The organism is Burkholderia sp. AU17457, from assembly GCF_002223255.1.
In the GTDB taxonomy this organism is placed as follows: Bacteria; Pseudomonadota; Gammaproteobacteria; order Burkholderiales; family Burkholderiaceae; genus Burkholderia; species Burkholderia sola.
In genome coordinates this window covers 21,489-46,295 of the sequence record NZ_NKFB01000007.1, presented here as the reverse complement: position 1 = coordinate 46,295, position 24,807 = coordinate 21,489, and the positions used below count along the sequence as shown (strand labels likewise).

Genomic DNA, 24,807 nt, shown 5'->3' with positions numbered 1-24,807 from the left:
GCTTGCGCACGGGGGGCGATCTCATGCGTCTCGCAGGAACGCGTCCGCGATCGCGCGGCGATTGAGTTTGAGGTTGCGCGTGCGCAATCCGCCTTCGACGTCGAATGCGCGGTCGGTGAAAATCACCTTCACCAGTTGCCGTTGTGCGGGCAGCGTGCCGTTGACCGCACGGACGAGTGCGCGCAGCGCGTCGGTGACTTCGGGATCGTCCGGCCGGCGCGTCGCGATGACGACGCTGAGCCCCGCTTGCGGGCCCGCCATCACGACGGCCACGTCGACACGCGGATCGCGATACAGCAGCGCCTCGATCGGCTCGGGATGGAATTTCTCGCCGTTGCTCGTGACGATCGCGTCCTTCTTGCGCCCGACGACGCGCAAAAAGCCGTCGGGATCGAATTCGGCAATGTCGCCCGTCGCGACCGCATTCGGCGCGATGAATGTCGCGCGACTGTCCTCTTCCGGCGCATCGAAGTAGCCGAGCGACAGCAGTGCGTTCCGTGTGACGACGACTTCACCGTCCTCCAGCAACGAGACGCTGCCCGGCTCCGCCGGCTGGCCGACCGTACCGACGCGCACGTGCCCGGGCTTGTTCCATGCAACCATGCCGGCCTCGGTGATCCCGAATGCCTCGTACAGCGCGATCCCGCAATCCCAGAAGAAATCGAGGGCCGCGCGCTTGATCGGGGCCATCCCGGTGACCATGTAGCGGATGTTGCCGCCGGTCAGCGCGCTCAGTCGCTCGGCGAGCGTCGACGGGTCGCTGCCCGGTCCGGCAGCCGCTCGCGCCAGCGTATGCAGCGTCTCGTACAGCACCGGCGGTGCGATCACGAACGTCGGACGGTGCCGCTTGAGACCCGGAAAGAGCCCGTGGAACGGCACCGACACGAGATCGACCCCGTGATACAGGCAGAAGTAGTACGTCATCCGTTGCTGATAGTTCGCGAACGGCAAGAACGTCAGGAACCGCTCGCCCGGCGCGACGCCGAATGCGTCGCCATACAGACCGAGCAAGTGCGCGGTGCCGCGGCGGCTCATCACGAGCCCTTTGGTCCTGCCTGTCGTGCCCGAACTGAACACCAGGGAATGGGTATCGGGCATATGCTCGACCCGCACCGGCTCGATACGCGCGTGCGAATCGCCGCGGCTGGCGGGATCGATATCCACGACGCGCCCGGCGATCGCGCCGGCGGTGTCGAGCCATCGCGCGTCCACGGCCAGCACGCTCAGCTGGTAGCGCTCGATCAATGCATCGCACGTGTCGAGCAGGCCATCGTTCGGGAAAGCAACCGATACGCAGCCGAGCTCGATGCACGCAAGATCCCACACCATCCACGGATAACCGTTCGGCGCCGCGATGCCGACGCGCGCCCCCGGTACGAGGCCGATTGCCTTGCCGCGCTCGACCGTGGCGAGCACGTCTTCGAACAGTTCGTGGAAGGTCCGGACGGTTTCGGCGCCCTTGTCGTCGACAAAGGTCAGCGTGTGACTGCCGTCGCGCAAGCGCGCGACGAGATCGTCGAAGGTCATCATCGGCGTTGTCCCGTCACGCGTGCGCGACGCCCTCCGCGGACGCGTAGTACTTTTGCGCGGCGCTTTCATACATGTTCCAGAACAGCTTGCACGTGTGGCGCACCGCGAACAGCGCTTCCTGCTGCATCTCCACGGTCGTGCACAGGTCGGTCACGAGCGAAATGCCCTCGGCGACGTGCGCGACGTCCTCTTTCTGGTGAACCGAAAAGAATCGCGTGTCCTCCTCGGTGAGCCCGTAGCACTTCGCCAGAATCGAGTGGCGCGCGTCGCCCGCACGGGTTTCCAGGCTCTGCCCTTCGCTCGCGATCATCACCGCGGCGGCGCCGATATGGTAGGTACCCTCGCCCTTGCAGTTCTCGAGGCGATAGTCGATCAACTCGCGCGTGGCCGCGGACGGCGTCCATGCATCGCGCTCCTCGTCGCTGATGTCTTGCGCGCGAATGAAGTCTTCCATGAGCTCGACATGGTTCTTCGTTTTCGAGAAGCGCCCGGTTTCCTCTTCGAACAGGTTGTACAGCAGCCGGCGCTTGTGGTCGGGAAACGGGCAGCGGAAGTACAGGTTCTCGATGTACTCCAGAAAGTACCGGGTGATCTGGTATCCCTCGAGCGTGATGATCTTCAGCAAGCGCCAGTTTTTCTGAGGCGTGAACAACTCCGCGAAGATCGGGTGATCGAGCGTGAGCTGCTCGTCCAGCGTGTCGCGCAGCGCGCGGGAAAACGTCGCTTTGTCCATCAGCACGGCTTCTTTGGTGAGGGTCATGATCGTTCCCTGTCGGTGAGGTAACCGGCAATGTAATGGCGGCTTTGGAGACTGAAACCTGTCCGTTCGGGCGAGTGTTTCCACCGCTACGCCAACCCTGTACGTCAGTGCAGGTAGGCAGTGCGGTGGCTTGACGCTATAAAGCGGAACCCCTACGGCACTTGGAGAATCCGATGGACGACCACGCGAACGTGTTCGCTACGCTTACCGAACTGATTCCGCAGATTGCTGCGCTCGATATTGCGCCGGACATGCTGACGCGGGAAACGTCGCTGACGTCGGATCTGATGCTCGACTCGATCTCGCTGCTGTCGCTGATGGCGCTGACCGAGGATCGGCTCGGCATCAGCTTCGCATCGCACACGGAACAGGTCGCGAACCTCGAAACCATCGGCGATGCGGTTGACCTGGTGGAAATGCTGTTGTCCGTGAAAGCGTAGCGAGATGGCGATGAACGACCATCCGCTCGACGCATGCGGGATGCCGACTGCCGGCGGCTACGACCGTGTCTGCCTGCTGGATGCCGGCGACCTCGACGCGCTACGCGCGGCGGCCGATGCCGGCGATACGGCATCGAACGGCGTAGCGCCGACGGCGCTCGACGCATACACGCGCATCGCCCGGCTTCGCGACGCATTGAACGCGCCCGGTTCCGGGCGGCTCGCCGTCGTTGTCGACGATCCCGAGATGCGTCGCACGCGTGAATTCACCTCCTTGCCCCGCATCCTGCCGGCCGCGCTCGACGTCGCGTCCGCATCCGTTGCGAACACATGCATCGTCGTGCTCGGCGACGCGCTCGCGGACGGCTCGTCGGCCATCGGCGAAGCCGGGACGCACTCGCTGGCGTCGATCGACACGCTCGCCGACGCGGTCGCCGAAACCGTGTTCGAGGTACGCCGCCGCGCCGACACGTACTTCGAGCAAGCACCGCTGACTTTGCCTGCCGAAGCGGCCGGCACGGCTTGCCTGCTGACGGCTGAAGCGGTGCTGGCCTGGCTCGCGACGCAAGCGTCGCCCGGCCTTCACGTCGTGCATGGCGACCGGCGTATTGCGTGGCGCGAACTCGTGGAAAGCGTCGCGCGACGGGTGCCCATTCCGACGCGCAGCGATGCCGACGAGGCCGGCTCCGACGCCGTTCTCGCGCTACTCGAAACGAATCTGAAGCATGCCGAGCACATGCTGGGATACGCGGACGACGCACCCGTGCCGCCGACCGACATCCGTTCTCACCGGCTGCCCTGCGCCGGCTTCGACTGGCCAGCCCGGATCGCTTCACGCGTCGCCGCTCACGCGGCCCGGCACGAACGACGCGACGCGCCCCGATTTGTCGATCTGCCGTCTGCGCGCCGGATCACGACCGGCAGCGGGCATGGGTATCTCACTGCCGGGCGTGGCCCGCGGGCCATGTTGCTGATCAACGCATTCGGCATCCCGAACGACGTGTGGCACGACTTCGCGGCCGGATTGGCGCCGGATTTCTCCCTCTATCTGGCGGACGCCGCAAGCGATACGCCAGCCGATGGAGAACTGACCCGCGCCTACTATTCGAGCCCCGATGCACCGGACCGCTACGCGCGAAGCGTGGCTGAACTGCTCGACGTCGAGGGAATCGACGCGATTCACGTCGCGAGCTGGTGCGGCGGCGCCCGATATGCGCTGGCGCTGGCGCGCGCACTGCCCGGCCGCATCGCGTCGATGAGCCTGATCGCCCCGTCGTTTGCCGGCGCGCAGGACTACGACGGCGCCGACAGCGCATACGAAAACAATCTCAATACGATGTGCTCGCTCGTCGCGCGCATGCCGAAGGCCGCGGACAGCATGGCCAAATCGATGATCGGGCTTCTGGAGAAGCGGGCACGAAGCGACGCACGCGAAGGCGGCCACGCATCGATGTTCGCACTACCCGATTCGGCGACCCGTCACTGGCTGCACGCACCGTTCGTGTCGGCGGCGAACATGATCGAATACAGCCAGCAATTGCTGAATTTCCGCGCCCATCGGATCGAATCCGAACGCGACGGATCGATCGCCGGCATCCCTGCATTGCTCGTGACCGGCGAATACGACGAAATGACCTGCGCGATACGCGCGCGAGCCATTACGTCGGCCCAGCTTCGCCCGATCCAGGTCGAACTCCAGGCCGGCAGTCATCACATGGTTCACCAGAATGCGGCGCTGCTGTCGCAACTCGTCGGCACGTTCGTCGGCGATCGTGCGCTGACACTCGACGCACTGCCGCATCCGAGACTGCGCGTCCTCCCGGCGGCCAACCGTGGCGAGGTGGAAATGGAAATGGAGATGGAGTCGGGCGAACTGTGACGCACGAGCCTTCCGATGCCCGTTCGGACAGTTACAGGCCCCGGGCATCGATCACTAAAGTCGCACTGTGAAGCAAGCCGGATCACACGCGGCCGATCGCGTCGTACCACTCGCGAACGACGCACGAGCCAACGCCAACCCGCTGGTCGGAGATGTCGAATGTACGCAAACAGCCTTGTCGAACTGATCGGCGATACGCCGCTGCTGTATCTGAAAAGCCTGTCGAATGAACACAGGCGAATCCGCGTGTATGGAAAGCTCGAGTGCTACAACCCCGGCAACAGCGTCAAGGACCGGAGCGCGCTGCAGTTGCTCCGCCAGGCCGAGCGCGACCATGGGCTCAAGCCGGGCTGGTCGATCGTCGAATCGACGTCGGGCAACATGGGGCACGCACTTGCGATGCTGTGCGCCACACGCGGCTATCGCTTCATTTGCGTGCTCGATCCGAAGACGCCGAAAACGAATGCGAATCTCGTGCGGGCATTCGGCGGAGAAGTCGAGATGGTCGAGCACCCCGACGAGACGGGCAGCTATCAGCGCAAGCGCATTGCGGTCGCGAAAGCGATCGCCGCGAGCGTGCCGAATTGCGTGAACCTCGATCAATACAACAATCCGGCCGCGATCGACGCGCACTATTACTCCACCGGCCCCGAAATCGTCTCCCAGCTCGCCGACCGGCTCGACGCCGTGATCGTATCCGCCAGCACCGGCAGCCATCTGAGCGGCATCGCACGCTATGTGAAGGAGCGCGATCCGGCTACGCGCGTGATCGGTGTCGAGCCCGACGGCTCGGTCGTGTTCGGCGGCACCTACCGGCCGCATCTGCAGAACGGCGCCGGGCTCAGTTTTCAGCCCGGCAACATCCTGATTCATCTCGTCGACGAAACGATGCGCATCGTCGATCGCGATGCGTTCGTCGGCTGCCGTCGCCTCGCGCTCGACGAAGGGTTGCTGCTCGGCGGTTCGTCCGGCGCCATCGCGCAGGCCGCACGCCGCTACGTCGCCACCTTGCAAGGTCCGGCCAACATCGTGCTCGTGTTCCCCGACAGCGGCACCAAGTATCTCGACACGATCTACGACGACCAGTGGCTGGTCGATCATGGCCTCCAGGCCGTGCTCGACGACCTGTGCACCTCCGCGCCCCCGCCACGCGCCGAAAGCGCCGTGGCCCTCGAAACCACGTGATCCAGGGACCCCCATGAACGACTCCATCCGTACCTTGCTTGCCGACGGCGCACAGTATCCGATCGCGTTGCCGAAGGCCAACGTCACGCACGTCACCTATCGCTGGACGAACGGCGTCGACGATACGTTGGGCGCGCAGATCGTCGAGCTGATGCGGCGCACGAGCGAAAGCGCGCCGATCATCGGCTTCGCCGAAACGATCACGGATGCGGAAGCGAGCCGCTATCTCGACGAACTGCGCTCGAATCTCGCCGCGGAAAAGGTTCGCCTGCTGACGATCTTCGCGAACACCGGTCAGCTGATCGGCCTGTGCACGTTGCGCCGCAACCTGAACCCCAACAATCGCCATATCACCGATCTGGCGAAAGGCATGATCCACGACGCCTGTCGCGGCGGTGGCGTGCTGCCTGCCGCGTTCGTCGAGATTGCGCTGCAATGCGATCGTGACAATGTCGAACTGCTGACACTCGACGTGCGAGACGGCACGCCCGCTCACCGCGTATGGGAACACTACGGTTTTCAGACGTGGGGCACGTTGCCGGACTACGCCCGCGCGAACGGGAAGATGCATGCCGGCCACTTCATGATGCAACGCGTGGCGGACCTCAAGGAACGCGCGCTCGGCATGCTCACGGGTCGCGACGCCGACCGCACCGCCCCCGTCAAAGCAACGGCATGAGCCCCGCCATCTACGACGGGCCGATCATCGACTCGCACTGCCACATCGCGTCGACGCGCTTCATCCCCACTGCGTTCCTCGAGGGATTCTGCGCCAACGTTCATGTCCGGCTCGTCGCCAACGGCGTACGGAAATCGCGATCGGAACTGCTCGATACCTACCTCGCGCAAAGCCAGGACCACTTCGGCGATGCACTGGTGGCCGACATGACGTCGGCCGGCATCGAGCAGGCCGTGGTGTTGCTGCCCGATTTCACGTACGTGATGAAAAGCGATCTCACGATCGCCGAGATGTATGCCGAGCATCATGCGATCCTGCAGCGTCACGGCGAGCGCTTTCACGTATTCGGCGGCATGGATCCGCGTTGGGGCGCGGACGGTGTCGCGTTGTTCGAGAAAGGCGTGGTCGAGTACGGCTTCTCCGGATTGAAACTCTATCCGCCGTGCGGTTACAGCCCGAGCGACAAGCGCCTGTACCCGCTGTACGAAATCTGTCGCGCTCACCGGTTGCCGGTGCTTCTGCACGTGGGGCCGACCAGCCCGGCGCTGGAGTTTGCATACTCGCACCCGGATCTGCTCGACCGCGCGGCATTCGATTTTCCCGACGTGAACTTCATCCTCGCGCACGGCGCCGTCCATCACGTCGACGCTTGCGCGCGACAGTGCGCGTATCGACCCAACGTGTATCTCGACGTCAGCGCATTTCTCGGCTCCCAGCATCCGCGGGGGTGGTCGGTTGCGCTGGCCGAGCTGTTCCGCATGAACATCAATCACAAGATTCTGTTCGGCACCGACTGGCCGGTCTTTCGCAACTCGGGCGGCCACCGCAAGGTCATGGAGCAGTTTCTCGCCGCCGATGGCCCGCTCGCCGCCGTCGCGCCGGTGCAACGCAAGTGGTTGATGTCGGGCAACACGCGCGCGCTGCTGCCGGCATCGCGCACGATCGATGCGATCGCGTGATTCCGGCCGTCGCGCGCGACGGCCGTCCCGCACGCATTACGGGCTCGCGGCTGCGTCGATGATCGGCGCGCTGCTCGTCTGGACCGCATGGCCGGGACATCGGGCCGACGCGATGGCGGAAACCGCCGACGCGCCGGACCACTGGCGCGCCGACGAACGGGCGCAGCTCGAATCGATGCGCCTTCCCGCGAACGTCGTCGTCAAAGTCGACCCGTCGAATCGCGTGGCCGCGTCCGCGCAGGCGGCTCAGCTTGGCAAGCGTCTGTTCTCCGATCCCCGGTTCAGCCGCAATGGCGCGATCGCCTGCGCAAGCTGCCACGCCCCCGATCGCCAGTTCGAAGACGGACGGCCGCTGGCGATCGGCCTGGGCATCGGCGTGCGTCGCACGATGCCCGTCGTCGGCACGACCGATGCGCCGTGGCTGTTCTGGGACGGCCGCAAGGATAGTGTGTGGTCGCAGGCGATCGGACCGATCGAGGATCACAACGAACACGGCGGCACCCGGCTGCGCGCCGCCCATGTGCTTGCCGAACACTACCGCGACGCATACGAGCCGCTGTTCGGGCCTTTGCCCGACCTGAGCGCGCTGCCCCGTGACGGAGGCCCGCTCGGCACGGATGCGGAGAAAGTGGTGTGGCAGCGGCTCGACGAACGCACCCGCGCCGACGTGTCGCGCGTGTTCGCGAATCTCGGCAAGGCGATCGCGGCGTACGAAGCGACGCTTCAATATGGGCCTTCACGCTTCGATACCTATGTCGACGGCGTCCGGTCCGGCGACCCGGTCAAGCTCGCCGCGCTGACGCCGACCGAGAAAGCAGGCCTCCGCCTGTTCGTGAATAAAGGCCAATGCATGACCTGCCACACCGGGCCCATGCTGAGCGACCGGCAGTTCCACAACATCGGCGTACCGCCGCGTAGCGGGACGGCCGCCGACCCCGGTCGCGCAGCGGCGGTCGCCAAGGTGTTGCACGACGAATTCAACTGCATGGGGCCGTTCAGCGACGCGAAGCCCGAGCAGTGCGACGAGTTGCAATTCATCTCGACCGACGATCCGCACATGCTCGGTGCGTTCAAGACGCCGAGCCTGCGCAACGTCGCGCTGCGGCCGCCGTACATGCACGCGGGTCAGTTCGCGTCGCTGGACGCCGTGATGCGCCACTACGCGGACGCGCCGGCGGCCGCGATCGGGCATAGCGAACTGAAGCGAATCGCGTTGTCGGACGACGAGCAACGGCAGCTCGTCGCGCTGCTCGGCGCGTTTTCCGGCCCCATCGTCGAGCGCTGATCGTCCGCGCCGTCGTGCGTCAGCGCGACGCGTCGCGAACGGCGACGCCCATCACCTTGACCTGGCCGCCGAACGGCAACGCAGCCGCCTGATAGACGGTTCGCGCAGGCCGGCGATCCTCGGGAAACAGGTCGGCATACACACCGTTCACGTCCGCGAGCGCACCGATGTCGGAGAACGCGATGTCGACGAACACGAGATCCCGTGGGCTGAATCCCGCCGCCTCGATCGCACGGAACAGGTTCGCGAACGCGCGCCGCGCTTCCTCGGCCGGCGTACCGGGCACATAGCGGCCGTCGGCGTCCAGCGAAAGCTGGCCGCTGAGATAGCAGGTGTCGTTCGCGACCACGGCATGGCTGATCGGCGACGGCCACTGCGGCAATTCATTGCCCGACGTCACATAGTGTTTCATGCAATGCTTCTCCTTGAAGCAGGTGGCGCTGCCGCGTCACAAATAGTGCTTGACGAGCAGCTGGAAGAGATTCGACTGTGGCAGCGCGCCGTATTCGGTCGACGACGCGCCCGCATTGATCTGCCATTGCAGCGCGACGTCGGTTCTGGCGAAGCGATAACGCGCCTCGAGCCACGTGAGCCGGCTGCGATCGGCCAGGTTCAACCTGACGAAACCGGAGAGATCCAGCCGCTGGATCCACGCGTCCTGCCATCTGACCATCGCGAACAGTCCGTCGCGGGTCGTGGGGTCCTGCTGGGCGGCCGCCAACGTTCGATACGCGGCGTAACCGGCCGGCGGGCCATTGCGCAGCGCCTGCCAACCCGCACGATCGAGCGCGGCGCCGTCCCGGTCATACTCCAGCGTGACGGAAAGATTGCGCGACGTCGTGCACGTCGCGCCGGTGGCGAGCTTCCAACGGAACGCAACATCGCTGTACGGCTGCCCAAGCGCACGTGCCAGCGTCGATGGCCCTCGCCCACCCGACCACTCGACGTATCCGACGCACGCATTGTTGACGAGATGGACCAGGTTGACGCCGAATTGCGGCGAACTGCCGGGCTTCCCGTCATCGTAGATCACGAACTGCGGCGACAGATCCGAGATGACGCGCTGGCTGAACTGAAGCATCCAGCGCGTGCGCTGATTCGTTGCGCCGAAGTCGGGCGAGAACGATGCGTCGGTTGCGCGATCCGCTATCCGCGGGGCGACGAGCGCGCTGACGGAACCGTCGGCCCACAGCTGCTGGCCGCGCAGCATCACCGTACCGAGCCGGTTCTCGCGCAGGCTCGCCGGGTCCACCGAGGTCACGGAACGGACGGCGTTGTCGCGGAAAAAGTCGGTGGGGTTGTAGCCGGTCGCAACGCCGAGCCGTACATTGACGCGGCCGGCCTGCAGCAGCGTGCTGCCGCTGCCTACGCGGCCGTCCACATACAGTTCCTTCAGCGTGTTGATCGCGCCCGAGTCGCCATCGAAGCGCCACGGACCGTTCAGGTCGAGTCGGTCTGCCAGGCTGATGCCCCACCCGTTCGAGAATGCATGACGCGCAGTCAGGTCGAGCGACAGCCGCGTGGCCGTCCGCGTGCCGCCCGGCCGCAAGGTGGCGAAACGCAGGCCCGGCTCGAGACTGAACTGGTACTTGCCGTCGTCGACCTTCTGCACCGGCGTCGCGTCGGCCAGCGCCAGCCCGGCCTCTTCCGCGTCGTTGGCATGGCATACGCCCGCCATGCCGGCCAACGCGATACAGGCGATGCCGATGCGCGTCATCATTCAGGCTGGAAACGCGCCATGAAATCGGACTGGAACCAGGCGTCCGGAATCTCCCTCGCCACATAGTCCGCATATCGCATCACGGTCACGAGATTCGGATTGAGCCCGTCGATGATCACGATCTCGGTGGGCCGCAACGCGCCGAGCTGTTGTTGAAACCGTCGATAGAATGCCGTCTTGAGAAGCTTGCCGCTTTCGCTGAAGAAACGTGCCTTCACGGGGCGCGAGTCCGTCGTATCGATCCACATTTCGATCGAGTGATACGTCATGTCGGATACGCTCTGGACGAGCTTCAACCGGTAGGCACGGCGCATCTGGCGCTCGCCGTCCTGCACGTCCTCCTCCGCCTCGACCTGGGCACGATATCCCTGTGCGAAATTGACGGTGACCACGTCGCCGTTCGACGCCTGCCCGAGCAACCGTTGCTGCGGCGAAATGCGGATCGTCGCCTTGCTCGCCGGATCGAAAAACCACAGATCGTTGCCGCTCTTGAGCATCAGCTTGTTCGCATCGCGTGCCGGCGCGGCGAATCGAATCAGGCTGCGAAACTGGCCGCTCGCCGGGTTGATCCGCGAATAGGCGGTCAGTGCGTTCGAATCCGTTTGCTTGCCATCGGTGTACTGGGTCAGCGTGACATTCAGCGTGAACGGCTCGCTCGGGTTGCGAACGGCATCGCTCGCGGCGAGGATGCGTTGCGGATCGGGCGCGGCGTGTGCGGTACAGCAGGCGAGTGCGAGGATCGCGGCGGCGGACAGGCGCGCCATCGAATGCGTCTGCATCGGAATCTCCGGGGCAAATACGGAATGACAGGGACGAGTTCGGCTCCCACCCGAAAACGGGTGGAAAACCGACAGGCTTGGGGAAGGAACGGGGTGACGCTGCGGTGTGCGGCTCAGTAGCCCGGATACTGCATCTGCAGTGCGACCCATGCGGCCGTGCGCTTGCCGAACTCGGCCGAGATCGCGTTCAGCGATGCATCGAGCGCATGCAACGGATAGCGCGTGATCGGCGCGGACAACATCCTCGTCGGCGCGTCGACGCCGGCCACGCGGTCGGGAACGATCGTCAACCCGCGCCGGGTGCGCAGGGGTTCCCGGTTCGCGGCCACCGTGTAGGCGGTCGAGCGGAACGTCGTCGAATAGGCGTCGGCCTCGAGCACGAGCGCGATTTCGTCGACACCCGGCGCGATCGGGATACCGAAATCCTCATGCGACCAGAACGACACGTAGTTGGTTGCGATCGTCGCCATCGCCGGCAAGCCGAGGTTGAAGCGGTCGCTCGCGATCTCGGACGACCATGCGGGACGTCCGAGCCGCTCGGCGACCTGCAGCGCACGTTCACGCCCCGCGAGCGCCTCGACGAGCGCAAGCGATACCGGAATCGTCGCGGTGACGCCGGTCGTCGTGACGACCTTGCCGTCGGCAACGTAACGCTTGCCGTCGACCCAGCGCGTATCGGTAAACTTCTTGCGGAGATCGTTCATCGAATACCAGTGCCCCGTTGCGCGGCGGCCTTCCAGCAGCCCCGCACGGGCGACCACCCAGACGCCGTCGCACACGCCGATGATCGTCGCGCCCTTCTTCGCCTGCTCGGCCACCCATGCCAGCAGCGCCGGATCGCTGTCGCGATGCACGGCCGGCACGATCACATAGTCCGCCCCTTCGGGCACGCGCTGATCGAACTGGGCGGTGGTTTCGTCCGGAATGACGTTCATCGGCGCCGGGAACATCCGGATGGGGCCGGGCTTCGTCGCGAGCGCGACGAGATCCGCCGCGCCCGATTCGGCCACGATGCCATAGGGAACGACGTAATCGGTCAGCTCGGTGTAGTAGTTTTCGCCGACGACGGCGACGATCGGGCGCGTGCGCCCGAAGCGCGGCTGATAGGCGGGCAGCCGGTCTGCGCGTGCCGCCGCCGGCGCGGCGGCGGCCGGCGCCGACGCTTCGCTCGCCGGCCCCGCATGAGCAAGGTTCGCGATACCCGATGCAAACGGCGCGAGCAGCACCATCATCCAGTACAGCATGACTTTTCGCATTGAAGCCTCTCCGTGTATGGAACTCATCCAGTAATCAGGCATGGGGCCCGTGTCGACCGTCATGACGCCGCCGCCGGCGGCAACACGACATTGAACGTCACGTCGTCGTCGCGCTGCGCGTCCCGGACCTTCAGCGTGATCGTCCACCAGCCGGGCATGCTGAACTTCATCCCTTGCAGCCGATACGTCCCGTCTCCGTCGCCGTCGATCACGCGAGGGCGCGTCGGCAGACCATGCCCGTGCTGGGGCATCCCGCCGCTGACATCGATGCGCGCACCGCGCACGGGGTCGCCCGACGCGCGCTTCACGGTAACGGTCCACGCATGGATCCGGTTCAGCGGCGGCGGTGTCGTCGGCGGTTCGAGCGTCACGATGTACGCGCCGGACGCCGTCGCTTGCGTCAACGACAGATTCAGATCCCGGGGCGCCGGCTGCTCAGCCGGTGCGCCGCATGCGCCGAGCATCGCGATGCAACTCCCGGCGAAGGCTAACATGACAATCCGCCGACGAATCCATTTCATCGACATTTCATTGACGCCCGATCCGATCGGCCGATCACGCATAGCGGAGCGCATCGACGATCTCCATTCGCGACGCGCGGCGCGCGGGCAGCAACGCGGAGAGCATCGCCACCACCAGCAGGCCGATCGCGGTACCGACGATCAGGTCGTTCTCGCCCCACACACGAATGATCAACGGCACCGGCGAGCGGCCCGGCGGCGTCCACGTCAGACCGCTGACGTTGATGATGCCGGCGAGCAACGCCGCGCTGGCGACGCCGAGCACCGCGCCGATCACGCCGAGCAGCAGCCCTTCGCACAGGAACAGGCGACGTACGCCGACACGGCGCAATCCCATCGCGCGCAGCGTGCCGATTTCGACCGTGCGTTCGAACACCGCCGTGCTCATGGTGTTGCCGACGGTGAACAGCACGATCGCGGCGATCAGGAGCGCGACAAAACCGAACAGCGTCGCGAACATCGCAAGTGCTTGACCATAGAACGGGTTCAGCACCGTGTAATCGACGACTTCCGTATCCGTACCCGCGAATTTCGTTTTCAGCAGCGTCTCGATCCGGGCCTTCGCGGCCGGCAAATCCGACGTATGGCGCAGCTGGACGACGATCGCCGTCGCCTTCGGCTGCTCGGTGCCGTAGACGAGTCGTTGCGCTTGCGCGAGGTGCAGGCCGACGTACATGTCGTCGTATTCCTTGATGCCCTGCCGCTCCGCCTTCACGACCTGCAGTTCCGCCACGTTCGGCGCACCGCGCGCGGTCGCCGCAAGCAGTTCGATCCGCCGGCCGCCCGTCGCGGCAGCCGGCGCCGCACGCGTCCCCTCGGCAAGGGCCGCGATGTCGCCCGGAAGCGGCGAAGCCGTCGTGGTGTCCGCGGACTTCCTGGGCGGGTTGCAGTCAGGCACCTTGAGCGGCCCGCACAGTTCGAGCACCCGCGCGAGGCCCGTGCCGATCACGGCTGCGTCGCCGGTCGTTCCGGTCAGCGCCATCGGCGGGATCGTCACGGGGAACTGATAGTCGTTCCATGCGCGCATCCGGTTCTGGTCGTCGACGCGCACGCCGAGCGCGAGCGCGGTACGCGACAACCCCGCGTCGAAGTTGCCCGCGATACCCTGCAACTGCAGCGTGGGCGTCGCGACGAGCACCATCTTCGCCAGTTCCGGATCGGCCTTCACCGCATCGATGATCGCCTCGTAGTTGTCGATCCCGTACTCGGAAGGGTTCCCGCTGCCGAACTCGTAGAACCCCTTGCGTTCGATCTGCAGGTGGCCGCCGTACTTCACGTAATCGGTTTGCAGACCGTACGTGATGTTGCGCGTATAGCCGCCGAACAGCAGCACCGCGTGCGCGCCGACGATCATCGCGAGCAAGGTCGTGATCGAGCGGCGACGGTTGCGCAGCAGATTGCGGAGCGCGAGCGAAAAAGTCTTCATGCGAACGCCTCCTGGTCATCGGTGCGTGTCACGTCGGACACGATCCCGTCGGCAATGTGGACAACGTCGTCGCCCGCCGCGATGACCTGCGGATCGTGCGACGAAATCACGAACGACACGCGCCGCTCCCGTTGCAATCGCCGCATCAGCGCGATGATCTGCTGGCCGGTCTTGCTGTCCAGATTGGCGGTCGGCTCGTCCGCCAGCACGAGGTTCGGCGACGCGACGAGTGCGCGTGCGATCGCGACGCGTTGCCGCTGACCGCCCGACATCTGTCCCGGACGATGATGCGCCTTGTCCGCGAGACCGACCGCGTCGAGCATGTCCCGTACCTTCAGCGCACGTTCGGACTCCGTCAATCGCGTGCCCGCGAGAAGCAGCGGATATTCGACGTTTTCGTGCGCCGTGAGCACCGGCAACAGATTGAAGTTCTGAAAGACGAAACCGAGCCGCCGAGCACGAAAATCGGACAGCGCATCGTCCGACAAGCGTCCGACCTCTTCGCCCGCCACGACGATGCGGCCGCGGTCGGGCCGGTCCACGCATCCGACGAGATTCAGCAACGTCGACTTCCCGCTGCCGGAAGCACCGGCAATGACGGTCAGTTTTCCGTCGCGAATGTCGAGCGTGACGTCGCGCAGCGCGGTCACGTTGACGGAACCCATCAGATACGATTTTTCAACGGCTTCGAGTATTACAGCGTTCATGGTCTCGATGTACGAAGTTGGCAGGCCGCGACAACACGGTGCAGGACGATCGCGCAGCGCAGAATACCAACTTGCGTGTAGGGAAAAACCTGTTCGTTGGGGCAGCATTCGGGCGCGAACCCGATGCCGGGATCGCATGTCGCGTCTCGCATTCGCGAACAATCACGGCCCGGATGGATCGTCAACCTGTACCGTCGGACGGCACACGTCGCCGGCCCTTGCGATTACGCTGCACCGTCATCGGCGCGCCGCCCCGGACTGGATCGCGGCCGCGACGCGTCACGACTTCCGCTCTCAATCGGCATGCCTGTCAAGATAACCCCCTGGTTCATCCTGCATCGCCCGCAACCCGCGGCCACGCACCGGCTGTTCTGCTTCCCGTACGCCGGCGCGGGTTCGCTGCTCTATCGGCGCTGGGCGCTCGAGCTGCCCGACTGGATCGAAGTCGTGGCGGTCGAGCTACCGGGACGCCAGACGCGCTTCTCGGAAGCCCCGCCCACGTCGCTGGATGCGATGACGGATGCGTTGGCCACCGCCGCGAACGGGCTCCTCGACAAGCCGTTCGGCACCTTCGGATACAGTTTCGGCAGTGTCGTCGGTATCGAATGGTTGAGGGAACTCGATCGACGACGGCTTCGCGGGCCCATTCACGCGTTCTGCGCGGCGCACCGTGCGCCGCATGTCGTCCCTCGTCCGTTAGCGATTCATCGGTTGCCGGAACCGGAGCTCATCGACTGGCTGAAGACGATGGGCGGCACACCGGATGCGTTGCTGTCGGAGCCGGACTGGCTTCGGCATTTCCTGCGCGCGCTGCGCGCCGATCTGGCACTCGCCGAAGGCTATTGCACCGATACGCCTTTCGCGTTGCGCTGCGGGCTGACCGTATTTGGCGGCCTGCACGATCCGCACGTCGATATCGACGCGTTGCATGAATGGCGTCGCTACAGCGACGGACCGTTCTCGCTTCATCGGTTCGACGGCGATCATTTCTTCATCCATGCCAGGGAGCGCGAGCTCCAGGATCACGTTGTCGCGACGCTGGCCGCACACGCATAGTCTCGATACAGGGAACCGGCCGCGCCCGCATTGTTTGCGAGGTTGTTTCCTCACAGCATCACGCGCTCGATCCCGCCATGGTTGGCCCGTGCGACATAATCGGCCATCCAGTTCTCGCCGAGCACCTGGCGCGCGATCTCGACCACGATGTAGTCGGCCTCCAGGTTCGCGTCCTCGTTGTAGCGCGACAGCCCCTGCAGGCACGACGGGCAGCTCGTCAGGATCTTCACGTCCGGGCCGTTCGCTCCCGCGGCCGCCGGCGCCGCCGCATCGCCCGCCACCACCGGAATCGCGCGCAGCTTCGCCGCCCCCTTGCGGATCTCCTCCTCCTTGCGGAAGCGCACCTGCGTCGACACGTCCGGCCGCGTGACCGCCAGCGTGCCCGACTCGCCGCAGCAGCGATCGTTCTTCTCGATCCTGTAGCCGTCCTTCTCCGCGCCCATCAGCTCGTTGACCAGCTTCACCGGGTCGATCGTCTTGATCGGCGTATGGCACGGGTCGTGATACATGTAGCGCGTGCCCGTCACCCCGTCGAGCTTCATCCCCTTCTCGAGCAGGAACTCGTGGATGTCGATGATCCGGCACCCCGGGAAGATCTTGTCGAATTCGTAACCCGCGAGCTGGTCGTAGCAGGTGCCGCACGACACCACCACCGTCTTGATGTCCAGGTAGTTCAGCGTGTTCGCGACCCGGTGGAACAGCACGCGGTTGTCCGTCACGATCTTCTCGGCCTTGTCGTACTGCCCCGAGCCGCGCTGCGGATAGCCGCAGCACAGGTAGCCCGGCGGCAGCACCGTCTGCACGCCCGCCTCCCACAGCATCGCCTGCGTCGCCAGCCCCACCTGCGAGAACAGCCGCTCCGAGCCGCAGCCCGGGAAGTAGAACACCGCTTCCGAATCGACCGTCGTCGACTTCGGGTTGCGGATGATCGGCACGATCTTGTTGTCCTCGATGTCCAGCAGCGCCCGCGCCGTCTTCTTCGGCAGGTTGCCCGGCATCTTCTTGTTCACGAAGTGGATCACCTGCTCGACCGCCGGCGGCTTGCCCGTCGTCGCCGGCGGGTGCTGCGTCTGCTTCGTCACGACCTTCTTCAGCATGTCGTTCGCGAAGCGCTGCACCTTGTAGCCCACGCCCATCATCACGCCGCGCGCGAGGTTGATCGTCTGCGGATTGGTCGCGTTCAGGAAGAACATCCCCGCCGCATTGCCGGCGTTGAACTTCTTCTTGCCCATCTTGCGCAACAGGTTGCGCATGTTCATCGTCACGTCGCCGAAGTCGATCTTCACCGGGCACGGCGTCGCGCACTTGTGGCACACCGTGCAGTGGTCGGCCACGTCGTTGAACTCGTCCCAGTGCTTGATCGACACGCCGCGGCGCGTCTGCTCCTCGTACAGGAACGCCTCGACCAGCAGCGACGTCGCCAGGATCTTGTTGCGCGGGCTGTACAGCAGGTTCGCGCGCGGCACGTGCGTCGCGCACACCGGCTTGCACTTGCCGCAGCGCAGGCAGTCCTTCACCGAATCGGCGATCGCGCCGATGTCGGACTGCTGCATGATCAGCGATTCGTAGCCCATCAGCCCGAAGCTCGGCGTGTACGCGTTGCGCAGATCGGCGCCGTCGAGCAGCTTGCCCTTGTTGAAGCGGCCGTTCGGGTCCACGCGCTGCTTGTACGCGCGGAATTCGGCGATCTCGTCCTCGGTCAGGAACTCGAGCTTCGTGATGCCGATCCCGTGTTCGCCGGAAATCACGCCGTCGAGCGAGCGCGCCAGCGTCATGATGCGGGCCACCGACGCGTGCGCGTCCTGCAGCATCTCGTAGTTGTCGGAGTTGACCGGGATGTTCGTATGGACGTTGCCGTCGCCCGCGTGCATGTGCAGCGCGACGAACACGCGCCCGCGCAGCACGCGCTTGTGGATCGCCTGCGCTTCGTCGAGGATCGGCTTGAACGCGCCGCCGTTGAAGATCGCGCGCAGTTCCGCGCGGATCTCCTGCTTCCACGAGATGCGCACCGTGCGGTCCTGCGTGATGTGGAACACGGTCGCGCCCGGCTGCTCGTCCGCGCGATCGGCGAACTTCTCCGCAAGCGCCTCGTAGCCGAGCTGCACCAGGTAGTGCTGCGCCTCGCGCAGCGGCTGGTCGAGCCGGTCGCGCACGAATTCCCAGCGTGCCCGCACGCGCTTGAGCAGCTCCAGCGCCTGCTGCACGCGGTCTTCCAGCAGTTCGGCGCTCGGGATCTCGTTCGCGTCGTCGGTCTTGCCGAGCGGCAGGTTGCCGCCCTTGAAGAACGCCTCGAGCGCGTCGACCAGCTGCAGCTTGTTCTTCAGCGACAGCTCGATGTTGATCCGCTCGATGCCGTCGGTGTACTCGCCCATCCGGTTCAGCGGGATCACCACGTCCTCGTTGATCTTGAACGCGTTCGTGTGCTTGGCGATCGCCGCCGTGCGGCTGCGGTCGAGCCAGAAGCGCTTGCGCGCCTCCGCGCTGACCGCGACGAAGCCTTCGCCGCTCTTGCCGTTCGCCATCCGGATCACCTCGGACGTCGCGTGCGCGACCGCATCCGCATCGTCGCCGACGATGTCGCCGATCAGCACCATCTTCGGGAAGGCATTGCGCTTGCTCTTGGTCGCGTAGCCGACCGCGCGCAGGTAGCGCTCGTCGAGGTGCTCGAGGCCCGCGAGGATCGCGCCGCCCTGCTTCGACGTCTCGAACAGGTAGTCCTTGATCTCGACGATGCTCGGGATCGCTTCGCGCGCCTGGCCGAAGAATTCGAGGCACACGGTGCGCGTGTGCGCGGGCATCTTGTGCAGCACCCAGCGCGCGGACGTGATGAGCCCGTCGCAGCCTTCCTTCTGCACGCCCGGCAGGCCGGCGAGGAACTTGTCGGTCACGTCCTTGCCGAGCCCTTCCTTGCGGAACCGGCGACCCTCGATCTCGAGCATCTCCGTCTTGAGCAGCTTCTCGCCGGGCGCGTACGCGCCGTCGAACCACTTCAGTTCGAAGCGCGCGACCGCGATGTCGTGGATCTTGCCCTGGTTGTGCTCGTGGCGCGTGACTTCGAGCCAGTTGCCGTCCGGGTCGACCATTCGCCACCATGCGAGGTTGTCCAGCGCGGTGCCCCACAGCACGGCCTTCTTGCCGCCCGCGTTCATCGCGACGTTGCCGCCGATGCACGACGCGTCGAGCGAAGTCGGGTCGACCGCGAACACGTAGCCGGCCGCTTCGGCCGCCTCGGTCACGCGGCGCGTGACGACACCCGCGCCGGAGAAGATCGTCGGCACCTTGTGCGCGACGCCCGGCAGCTCGGTCAGCTCGACCGCGCCGAGCTGTTCGAGCTTCTCGGTGTTGATCACCGCTGAGAACGGCGTGAGCGGCACCGCGCCGCCCGTGTAGCCGGTGCCGCCGCCGCGCGGGATCACGGTCAGGCCGAGCTCGAAGCACGCCTTGATCAGCGCGGCGATCTCGGCTTCGGTGTCCGGCGTCAGCACGACGAACGGGTATTCGACGCGCCAGTCGGTCGCATCCGTCACGTGCGACACGCGCGACAGCCCGTCGAAGCGGATGTTGTCCTTCTGCGTGCAGCGGCCGAGCGCCTTGGTCGCGCGGCGGCGCAGCTCGGCCATCTTGTCGAATTCGTCGGCGAATTCGTTGACCGCGCGCTGCGCGGCGCTCTCGAGCATCTCGACGCGCGATGCGCGTTCGCGGCCGGCGTCGTCGTACCATCCGCTCACACTCACCCGACGGCGTCTTGCAATTTCGGACAGCCGATCATGCATCGTGGCGATCAGGAACCGGCGACGCCTTCGGTTATCAAGCAGGTCGTCCTGCAGGTACGGGTTGCGGCGCACGATCCAGATGTCGCCGAGCACTTCGCAGAGCATCCGCGCCGAGCGGCCCGTGCGGCGCTCGGCGCGCAGTTCGTCGAGCACCGCCCACGCCGCCTCGCCGAGCAGGCGGATCACGATCTCTCGATCGGAAAACGACGTGTAGTTATACGGAATATTGCGCGACGGCTCATGTAATCCTGCTATTGCCCGAACACACTCTAACAATTGTACGGTTGGCAGTCGGGCATTCATTGGCGTTTATGGAATGAATGATGAAGCGATCGAGAACCACGCTCGGGAAAGCGGAATCGTATTCGGCAACCGGCAGGGAAACTAAACGGAAACGACTGTCCGGATCAAATCGAATGCGCCTTTCAGCATCATCGCCGTGGCGATACCGACCAACGGAGGCGCAAGCACGCCGGTCACGCACAGCAAGACACGGCCCGGGACCGGCAAACCCGGTCGCTTCCATGCGATATAAAGTGCTGCCGGCGGCAGAAAGAGAATCGACAAAATATAGGCTTTGTACGTAAACCCATGACGTGCGACAAATGCCTTGACCTTTTCCTTGAAAGACATTCCCGAACTCTCCTAGATCAATCCCAGACGGCTAACCTTCGCCACCGCTTGCGCTCTATTCGACACACGCAGCTTTTCATAGACGTTCGTCAGATGAAACTTGACCGTTCTTTCCGACATGGAAAGTATCCGGCCGATTTCCCAGGCAGTCTTGCCTTCGACTACCCATTTGATTACATCGGATTCCTTTCTCGTGAACTGAATCCTGTTCGAGGTTTCGCAAGCATCCGGCTGGAGACCGGCTGCGCACAGGTCCACGCCCTCCCGGTTATGCCGCGCAATCTTCTGGGTCAACGCTGCATGCAAATGCATGGCGATGAGACTGACGAGCAACGCCGAATGCAACGTCATGTCTTCGCACTTCAGTTGCAACACAGTCCGAATGGCCGTCGAATCACCGGGTGGAGCGCCGATACAAGCGACCATACCCCGCCCCCGCATGTACGACGCGACATCGTTGACCTGCGCATCGCGTTGTGGCACTTCCCCGTCGAGATCGCGCCAGCGGAACGTATGATCCTGACGATCGGACAATGCGAAGCAACTCAGATATCGATCGATATCGATTCCGGGACCAAACAGAGTCACGCCTCGCCGGATTCCGGCGTCGCTCGCAGCCTCATAGCGATATATCAGCCCGTGAGAAGCCGGATCGCCGCTGCCGCCGTGCAAAACCAAACACTTGTCGAACGGAATCACGCGTCCGATTTTTTCCGCGAGTTGATCGATCCCCTCGGTCAAACCGTTGGGACGAAGAATCTCGCCAATGATGCGAGAAAAGGTCTCCAATTTTCTGGGCCCTTATGAAAAGACAAGATTCGTATTCGTTGACATGCTCTGGCAACCGAATATCTGCCAAAGCTTCAAGGCCTTACCGGACGGGCAATCCAACGCTGCTTGCTTTCTACGTGCGAGCACTGCGACAGTATCTGATGGCAACGTCTAGGCAGCCATCGTTCGCGAACCATGTTTTGATAACCAGTACTCACGAGGAATGCAAACCAATTACGCAATACCATTAACATCTGAATTATTTACTTTGCCAATGGCTGAAACAGTTCACTATACGGGCCACCTGTCTAGATTCCGCTCTCTAAACTTGAAGTTGCGCAAGTATATCGGAGGACAGAAGACAGCAACATTACTTTTCGAAAAAAATATGTAATGAACCTTTCTTTGATATTACAGCAGGAAATTGCGATTTAATTGCACTGAAACGAATCGATGTTGCAGAATATTTCAGCAATCAGCCAAAGTGCGGCATCTTGTCACAATTAAGATCGCGGAACAGCAGAAAACTTTACAAATAGACCGACGTGAATTTCACGCCCTCGTATAATTCGACAAATTATTTACATTGCTCGCATATACGCCAATCAATTACCGTTTCGATAATTCAGGAAATGCGGCCGGTCAAATCATGCCTTCCAGATGCAGTTATATCTGTCGCGCTCTTGCGACCATCGATCGGCCGAATTAGGAAAATTTACTGACTACGCAACTTTCCGCCGACGCATCTTGTCGGCATACGATTAGCGCAGTCATGAGCGATGACCGTCACGGCTTGTGCATTCTCAAGAGCGGAATACGACGTATGAGGCGGTCACAACCACCATGTCGCGTACCGGGTATGGTGGCGGATAAAGACAAGTCGCCGTCTATCAACGACAACATGTGCGGGCAGTCGGGAATCCGGCCGGCATTCCGCCTCTGGCGAGACGAGCGGACGTGCCGCGTTCGATGCAATGCCGGCCGGTATTTCGGTAATTCCGGTGCCCGGTTGGCACCGATGTGCGCGTTGGAAACTTCGTCGCGTTCACGAACGTCCGTCTTGCGTCCGTTTCGTCATCGCGCGAAGGTGGCCCTCGAATTTGTGCAGCAACATCGACGCCGTGGCCGCTAGCCCGATGGCGAGTCCGCTCCAGATGCCGTAGATGCCGTATCCCAGCAGCACACCGGCCGCCCAGGCGACCGGCAGACCGATTAACCAGTATCCGACGATCGATATCCGAAACGAACTCGTTACGTCACCGAGGCCCCGCAAAATGCCGACGCCGATGTTCTGGCTGCAATCGAAGATCTGCAGCAGCGCCGCGATCGTCAGCAGCCCACCGGCGAGGCGCAGAACTTCGGCACTCGCGGCCGCGCCGTTATCGAGAAATGGCGCAAGCACGCGGGTGGGCGCAATGAGATACGGCAGCGCAACGACCAGCATCGTCACGACACCCAGCGCGAGCCCCGTATAGCCGAGTCGGCGCGCACCGCGATAGTCGCGCTGCGCGCACGCATGGCTGATGCTGATCGACGACGCGTGAGACAAACCGACCGAAATCATGAACACGATGTAGATCACCTGATTCACGATCGTCTGTGCGGCCAGCGCATCGGCGCCGAGCGTCCCGATCACGAGCGTGAGGACGGTGAAGAACGCAGCCTCCGATCCATAGGTTGCCGCGATCGGCAAACCCATCCGCCACGTCCGCGCCAACGTATCGGCATCGGCGCGCCAGGCGGCAAGCGACAAGTGTTCGGACAGTTCCGGCCGGCGCCTTGCGATCGTCAGAAACGCGATGAAGGAAAGCAGGTACACGCCACTGGTTGCGCACGCAATACCGACCAGGCCGAGCTTCGGAAATCCGAACCGGCCGAACATCAACGCGTAGTCGAGCGCCGCATTGACGACGATCGATACGATCGTGATCGCCAATAGCGGCCCAGGCTTGCGGAGTCCGACGGTATATTGTCGAAGCACCTGAAACCACAGACACGGCAACATGCCGGGTGCGGCCGCCGCAAGATAGAACGATGCTTGGCGTGCGACACCCGGATCCTGACCGAGCCAGACAAGCGGCATTTCGATACACAGCATCATCAATGCAAACGCCAGTGCCGCGAGCGTCGACAGCGCAAAACCGGAGCGCACCAGCCGCATGATTTCCGCATGCGCGTGTTGACCGTTCGCGAACGCGACGAGGTTGCCCGTTCCCGTCACCAGCCCGGTTCCCATCGTCCGGAACTGGTTGAAGATCGTCAGCGCGAGCCCCCCAGCGGCGATTTCGCGCGGGCCAAGCATCCCCATCATGACGATGTCGGTGGTCGTCAGCGCCACCTGGGCAAGCTGCGTAAGGATGAGGGGAGCGGCAAGCACGCCGATTTGCGTGGCATCGAGCCAGACTTGTCGATGAAGTTTCATGCGGCGCGGGAAAATATCGATTCGAGTTCCCGAGCAATCGACTCGTCGAGCAGGTTTCGCGCTCGCATCCAGTCGTCGTCGAACACCGTGTCGAGATATTTTTCCCCGCCGTCACAGACCAGGACCACGAGCGTCGCCCCCGCCGGCAGCGAATCGAACATCTTCAACGCGTGCCAGATGACGCTGCCCGCCGAGCCGCCGACGAGCAGCGACTTCTTGCGTGCGATATAGCGTGCCGTATTGAAGGCGGCCGCGTCCGTCACCTTGTAGCCTTCGTCGAGCAACGCATAGTCGACCAACGCGCCGATCTCGGCGCCAGGCGGCGTTCCGGTGCCGGACTGATAGTACGATCCGCCTTCGCCGCCGAAGACGATCGAGCCGACCGGCTCGACACCAATGACGCGCGGCGCCCGGCCTGTCGCGAGCAGTTCTCGTGCAGTGCCGAACAGCGAGCCTCCGGTGCCGACCGAACCCACCAGGAAGTCGATTCGGTCGCCAAGCACGTCGCGCAGTTCATGTGCCAGCCCACGATAGCCGTTACCGTTCGCGGGATTGTTGTGCTGCTCCGTCCAGATGCCGTCCGGATCGTCCGCTGCCATGCGCTTGGCCAGCGCGTCGCGATCCGCCGTCGCGATCGCGTCGCCGTCGCTCACGCAGACGAGCTTTGCGCCGAACGCTTGCATCGCCCGCAGCTTGTCTTTCGACGCGTGACTGTCCACGATCGCGGTAAACCGATAGCCGCGCTCGGCCGACAACAGCGCCAGCCCCATGCCCGTATTGCCGGACGTCGATTCGATCACGTGTCCGGCCGGCCGCAGGCTGCCGTCCTGTTCGGCTTCGTCGAGCATCTGCCTCGCCATCCGGATCTTGGCGCTGCCGGTCGGATTCGTCGATTCGAGTTTAAGCAGGATGCGCGCGCCGTTGGCGCCGCGAATCAATTCGAACAACGGCGTGCGGCCGACAAGATCCGATACCTTCGACACGATCGCAGGCACGGTGATCGTGGCTTGCTCACCCATAAAACGC

Annotated in this window: 21 protein-coding genes; 7 read left to right on the top strand and 14 right to left on the bottom strand. The window is 64.1% G+C overall.

Going from position 1 to position 24,807, the window contains the following annotated elements; translation table 11 throughout:
* Positions 1–21 precede the first annotated feature (21 nt).
* Entirely contained in the window at positions 22–1,530 is a 1,509-nt protein-coding gene (locus CFB49_RS30065) for an AMP-binding protein (RefSeq protein WP_089493173.1), read from the bottom strand.
* 13 nt (positions 1,531–1,543) lie between these two features.
* Positions 1,544–2,290 carry a TenA family transcriptional regulator gene (locus CFB49_RS30060; protein ID WP_089493172.1) on the bottom strand — a complete coding sequence of 249 codons (747 nt, stop codon included), beginning with the start codon at positions 2,288–2,290 and terminating at the stop codon, positions 1,544–1,546.
* A 173-nt stretch (positions 2,291–2,463) separates the two neighbouring features.
* On the opposite strand from CFB49_RS30060, the gene CFB49_RS30055 reads away from it, so the two are divergent.
* The 6 genes from CFB49_RS30055 to CFB49_RS30030 all read left to right on the top strand — a co-directional run bounded on the left by CFB49_RS30055 (position 2,464) and on the right by CFB49_RS30030 (position 8,717).
* Positions 2,464–2,730: an acyl carrier protein gene (locus tag CFB49_RS30055; RefSeq protein ID WP_050016620.1), complete on the top strand. Its 267-nt coding sequence runs from the start codon at positions 2,464–2,466 to the stop codon at positions 2,728–2,730.
* A gap of 10 nt (positions 2,731–2,740) precedes the next feature.
* The gene (locus CFB49_RS30050; protein ID WP_143329336.1) at positions 2,741–4,609 is read left to right on the top strand and encodes a hypothetical protein; all 1,869 of its coding nucleotides are present in this window, start codon (positions 2,741–2,743) and stop codon (positions 4,607–4,609) included.
* A 159-nt stretch (positions 4,610–4,768) separates the two neighbouring features.
* Entirely contained in the window at positions 4,769–5,794 is a 1,026-nt protein-coding gene (locus tag CFB49_RS30045; protein WP_249190684.1) for a PLP-dependent cysteine synthase family protein, read from the top strand.
* 13 nt (positions 5,795–5,807) lie between these two features.
* Positions 5,808–6,473: a GNAT family N-acetyltransferase gene (locus CFB49_RS30040; RefSeq protein ID WP_069621477.1), complete on the top strand. Its 666-nt coding sequence runs from the start codon at positions 5,808–5,810 to the stop codon at positions 6,471–6,473.
* The gene (locus tag CFB49_RS30035) at positions 6,470–7,432 is read left to right on the top strand and encodes an amidohydrolase family protein (RefSeq protein ID WP_069621476.1); all 963 of its coding nucleotides are present in this window, start codon (positions 6,470–6,472) and stop codon (positions 7,430–7,432) included. Before CFB49_RS30040 ends, CFB49_RS30035 begins: the two co-directional genes overlap by 4 nt.
* Positions 7,419–8,717 carry a cytochrome-c peroxidase gene (locus CFB49_RS30030; protein ID WP_089493170.1) on the top strand — a complete coding sequence of 433 codons (1,299 nt, stop codon included), beginning with the start codon at positions 7,419–7,421 and terminating at the stop codon, positions 8,715–8,717. Before CFB49_RS30035 ends, CFB49_RS30030 begins: the two co-directional genes overlap by 14 nt.
* Before the next feature lie 19 nt (positions 8,718–8,736).
* Here CFB49_RS30030 and CFB49_RS30025 read toward each other — a convergent pair whose 3' ends face one another.
* The 7 genes from CFB49_RS30025 to CFB49_RS29995 all read right to left on the bottom strand — a co-directional run bounded on the left by CFB49_RS30025 (position 8,737) and on the right by CFB49_RS29995 (position 15,126).
* A complete protein-coding gene (locus CFB49_RS30025) occupies positions 8,737–9,129 on the bottom strand; it encodes a RidA family protein (RefSeq protein ID WP_069621839.1) in 393 nt (130 codons plus the stop codon).
* A 36-nt stretch (positions 9,130–9,165) separates the two neighbouring features.
* Entirely contained in the window at positions 9,166–10,437 is a 1,272-nt protein-coding gene (locus CFB49_RS30020) for a hypothetical protein (protein ID WP_249190682.1), read from the bottom strand.
* Positions 10,434–11,216, bottom strand: coding sequence for an outer membrane lipoprotein-sorting protein (locus tag CFB49_RS30015; protein WP_089437558.1), 783 nt, complete (start codon positions 11,214–11,216; stop codon positions 10,434–10,436). The genes CFB49_RS30020 and CFB49_RS30015 overlap by 4 nt, the downstream gene beginning before the upstream one ends.
* A gap of 113 nt (positions 11,217–11,329) precedes the next feature.
* Positions 11,330–12,472, bottom strand: coding sequence for a DJ-1/PfpI family protein (locus CFB49_RS30010; RefSeq protein WP_089437557.1), 1,143 nt, complete (start codon positions 12,470–12,472; stop codon positions 11,330–11,332).
* A gap of 59 nt (positions 12,473–12,531) precedes the next feature.
* Positions 12,532–12,966 (bottom strand): FixH family protein, encoded by a 435-nt coding sequence (locus tag CFB49_RS30005; protein ID WP_249190681.1) that lies wholly within the window; start codon positions 12,964–12,966, stop codon positions 12,532–12,534.
* Between the two features lie 61 nt (positions 12,967–13,027).
* Positions 13,028–14,419 (bottom strand): ABC transporter permease, encoded by a 1,392-nt coding sequence (locus tag CFB49_RS30000; RefSeq protein WP_089493169.1) that lies wholly within the window; start codon positions 14,417–14,419, stop codon positions 13,028–13,030.
* On the bottom strand, positions 14,416–15,126 hold the full coding sequence (locus tag CFB49_RS29995; protein ID WP_069620631.1) for an ABC transporter ATP-binding protein: 711 nt from the start codon (positions 15,124–15,126) through the stop codon (positions 14,416–14,418). The genes CFB49_RS30000 and CFB49_RS29995 overlap by 4 nt, the downstream gene beginning before the upstream one ends.
* A 123-nt stretch (positions 15,127–15,249) precedes the next feature.
* Between CFB49_RS29995 and CFB49_RS29990 the strand changes: the two genes are divergently transcribed.
* The gene (locus tag CFB49_RS29990) at positions 15,250–16,182 is read left to right on the top strand and encodes a thioesterase II family protein (RefSeq protein ID WP_089493168.1); all 933 of its coding nucleotides are present in this window, start codon (positions 15,250–15,252) and stop codon (positions 16,180–16,182) included.
* A 50-nt stretch (positions 16,183–16,232) separates the two neighbouring features.
* Here CFB49_RS29990 and CFB49_RS29985 read toward each other — a convergent pair whose 3' ends face one another.
* The 5 genes from CFB49_RS29985 to CFB49_RS29965 form a co-directional block, all read right to left on the bottom strand.
* A complete protein-coding gene (locus tag CFB49_RS29985; RefSeq protein ID WP_179234973.1) occupies positions 16,233–20,258 on the bottom strand; it encodes a DUF3683 domain-containing protein in 4,026 nt (1,341 codons plus the stop codon).
* Positions 20,259–20,339: 81 nt separating this feature from the next.
* Positions 20,340–20,588 (bottom strand): hypothetical protein, encoded by a 249-nt coding sequence (locus CFB49_RS29980; protein WP_069619588.1) that lies wholly within the window; start codon positions 20,586–20,588, stop codon positions 20,340–20,342.
* 12 nt (positions 20,589–20,600) lie between these two features.
* Positions 20,601–21,377 (bottom strand): helix-turn-helix transcriptional regulator, encoded by a 777-nt coding sequence (locus tag CFB49_RS29975; protein WP_249190435.1) that lies wholly within the window; start codon positions 21,375–21,377, stop codon positions 20,601–20,603.
* Between the two features lie 1,027 nt (positions 21,378–22,404).
* On the bottom strand, positions 22,405–23,736 hold the full coding sequence (locus CFB49_RS29970; protein ID WP_256122036.1) for an MATE family efflux transporter: 1,332 nt from the start codon (positions 23,734–23,736) through the stop codon (positions 22,405–22,407).
* Positions 23,737–23,777: 41 nt separating this feature from the next.
* Complete coding sequence (locus tag CFB49_RS29965; RefSeq protein ID WP_089493167.1) at positions 23,778–24,800, bottom strand: cysteine synthase family protein; 1,023 nt, start codon at positions 24,798–24,800, stop codon at positions 23,778–23,780.
* Between the last annotated feature and the right edge of the window lie 7 nt (positions 24,801–24,807).

Excerpts from the sequence above, each read along its gene's own strand:
- CFB49_RS30020 (WP_249190682.1), bottom strand. The coding sequence starts at position 10,437 with ATGATGACGCGCATCGGCATCGCCTGTATCGCGTTGGCCGGCATGGCG.
- CFB49_RS30060 (WP_089493172.1), bottom strand. The coding sequence starts at position 2,290 with ATGACCCTCACCAAAGAAGCCGTGCTGATGGACAAAGCGACGTTTTCC.
- CFB49_RS30035 (WP_069621476.1), top strand. The coding sequence starts at position 6,470 with ATGAGCCCCGCCATCTACGACGGGCCGATCATCGACTCGCACTGCCAC.
- CFB49_RS30065 (WP_089493173.1), bottom strand. The coding sequence starts at position 1,530 with ATGATGACCTTCGACGATCTCGTCGCGCGCTTGCGCGACGGCAGTCAC.
- CFB49_RS30040 (WP_069621477.1), top strand. The coding sequence starts at position 5,808 with ATGAACGACTCCATCCGTACCTTGCTTGCCGACGGCGCACAGTATCCG.
- CFB49_RS29965 (WP_089493167.1), bottom strand. The coding sequence starts at position 24,800 with ATGGGTGAGCAAGCCACGATCACCGTGCCTGCGATCGTGTCGAAGGTA.
- CFB49_RS30000 (WP_089493169.1), bottom strand. The coding sequence starts at position 14,419 with ATGAAGACTTTTTCGCTCGCGCTCCGCAATCTGCTGCGCAACCGTCGC.
- CFB49_RS29980 (WP_069619588.1), bottom strand. The coding sequence starts at position 20,588 with ATGTCTTTCAAGGAAAAGGTCAAGGCATTTGTCGCACGTCATGGGTTT.
- CFB49_RS30005 (WP_249190681.1), bottom strand. The coding sequence starts at position 12,966 with ATGTTAGCCTTCGCCGGGAGTTGCATCGCGATGCTCGGCGCATGCGGC.
- CFB49_RS30030 (WP_089493170.1), top strand. The coding sequence starts at position 7,419 with ATGCGATCGCGTGATTCCGGCCGTCGCGCGCGACGGCCGTCCCGCACG.
- CFB49_RS29985 (WP_179234973.1), bottom strand. The coding sequence starts at position 20,258 with ATGAATGCCCGACTGCCAACCGTACAATTGTTAGAGTGTGTTCGGGCA.
- CFB49_RS30050 (WP_143329336.1), top strand. The coding sequence starts at position 2,741 with ATGAACGACCATCCGCTCGACGCATGCGGGATGCCGACTGCCGGCGGC.
- CFB49_RS30015 (WP_089437558.1), bottom strand. The coding sequence starts at position 11,216 with ATGCAGACGCATTCGATGGCGCGCCTGTCCGCCGCCGCGATCCTCGCA.
- CFB49_RS30025 (WP_069621839.1), bottom strand. The coding sequence starts at position 9,129 with ATGAAACACTATGTGACGTCGGGCAATGAATTGCCGCAGTGGCCGTCG.
- CFB49_RS29990 (WP_089493168.1), top strand. The coding sequence starts at position 15,250 with ATGCCGGGATCGCATGTCGCGTCTCGCATTCGCGAACAATCACGGCCC.
- CFB49_RS30045 (WP_249190684.1), top strand. The coding sequence starts at position 4,769 with ATGTACGCAAACAGCCTTGTCGAACTGATCGGCGATACGCCGCTGCTG.
- CFB49_RS30010 (WP_089437557.1), bottom strand. The coding sequence starts at position 12,472 with ATGCGAAAAGTCATGCTGTACTGGATGATGGTGCTGCTCGCGCCGTTT.
- CFB49_RS30055 (WP_050016620.1), top strand. The coding sequence starts at position 2,464 with ATGGACGACCACGCGAACGTGTTCGCTACGCTTACCGAACTGATTCCG.
- CFB49_RS29995 (WP_069620631.1), bottom strand. The coding sequence starts at position 15,126 with ATGAACGCTGTAATACTCGAAGCCGTTGAAAAATCGTATCTGATGGGT.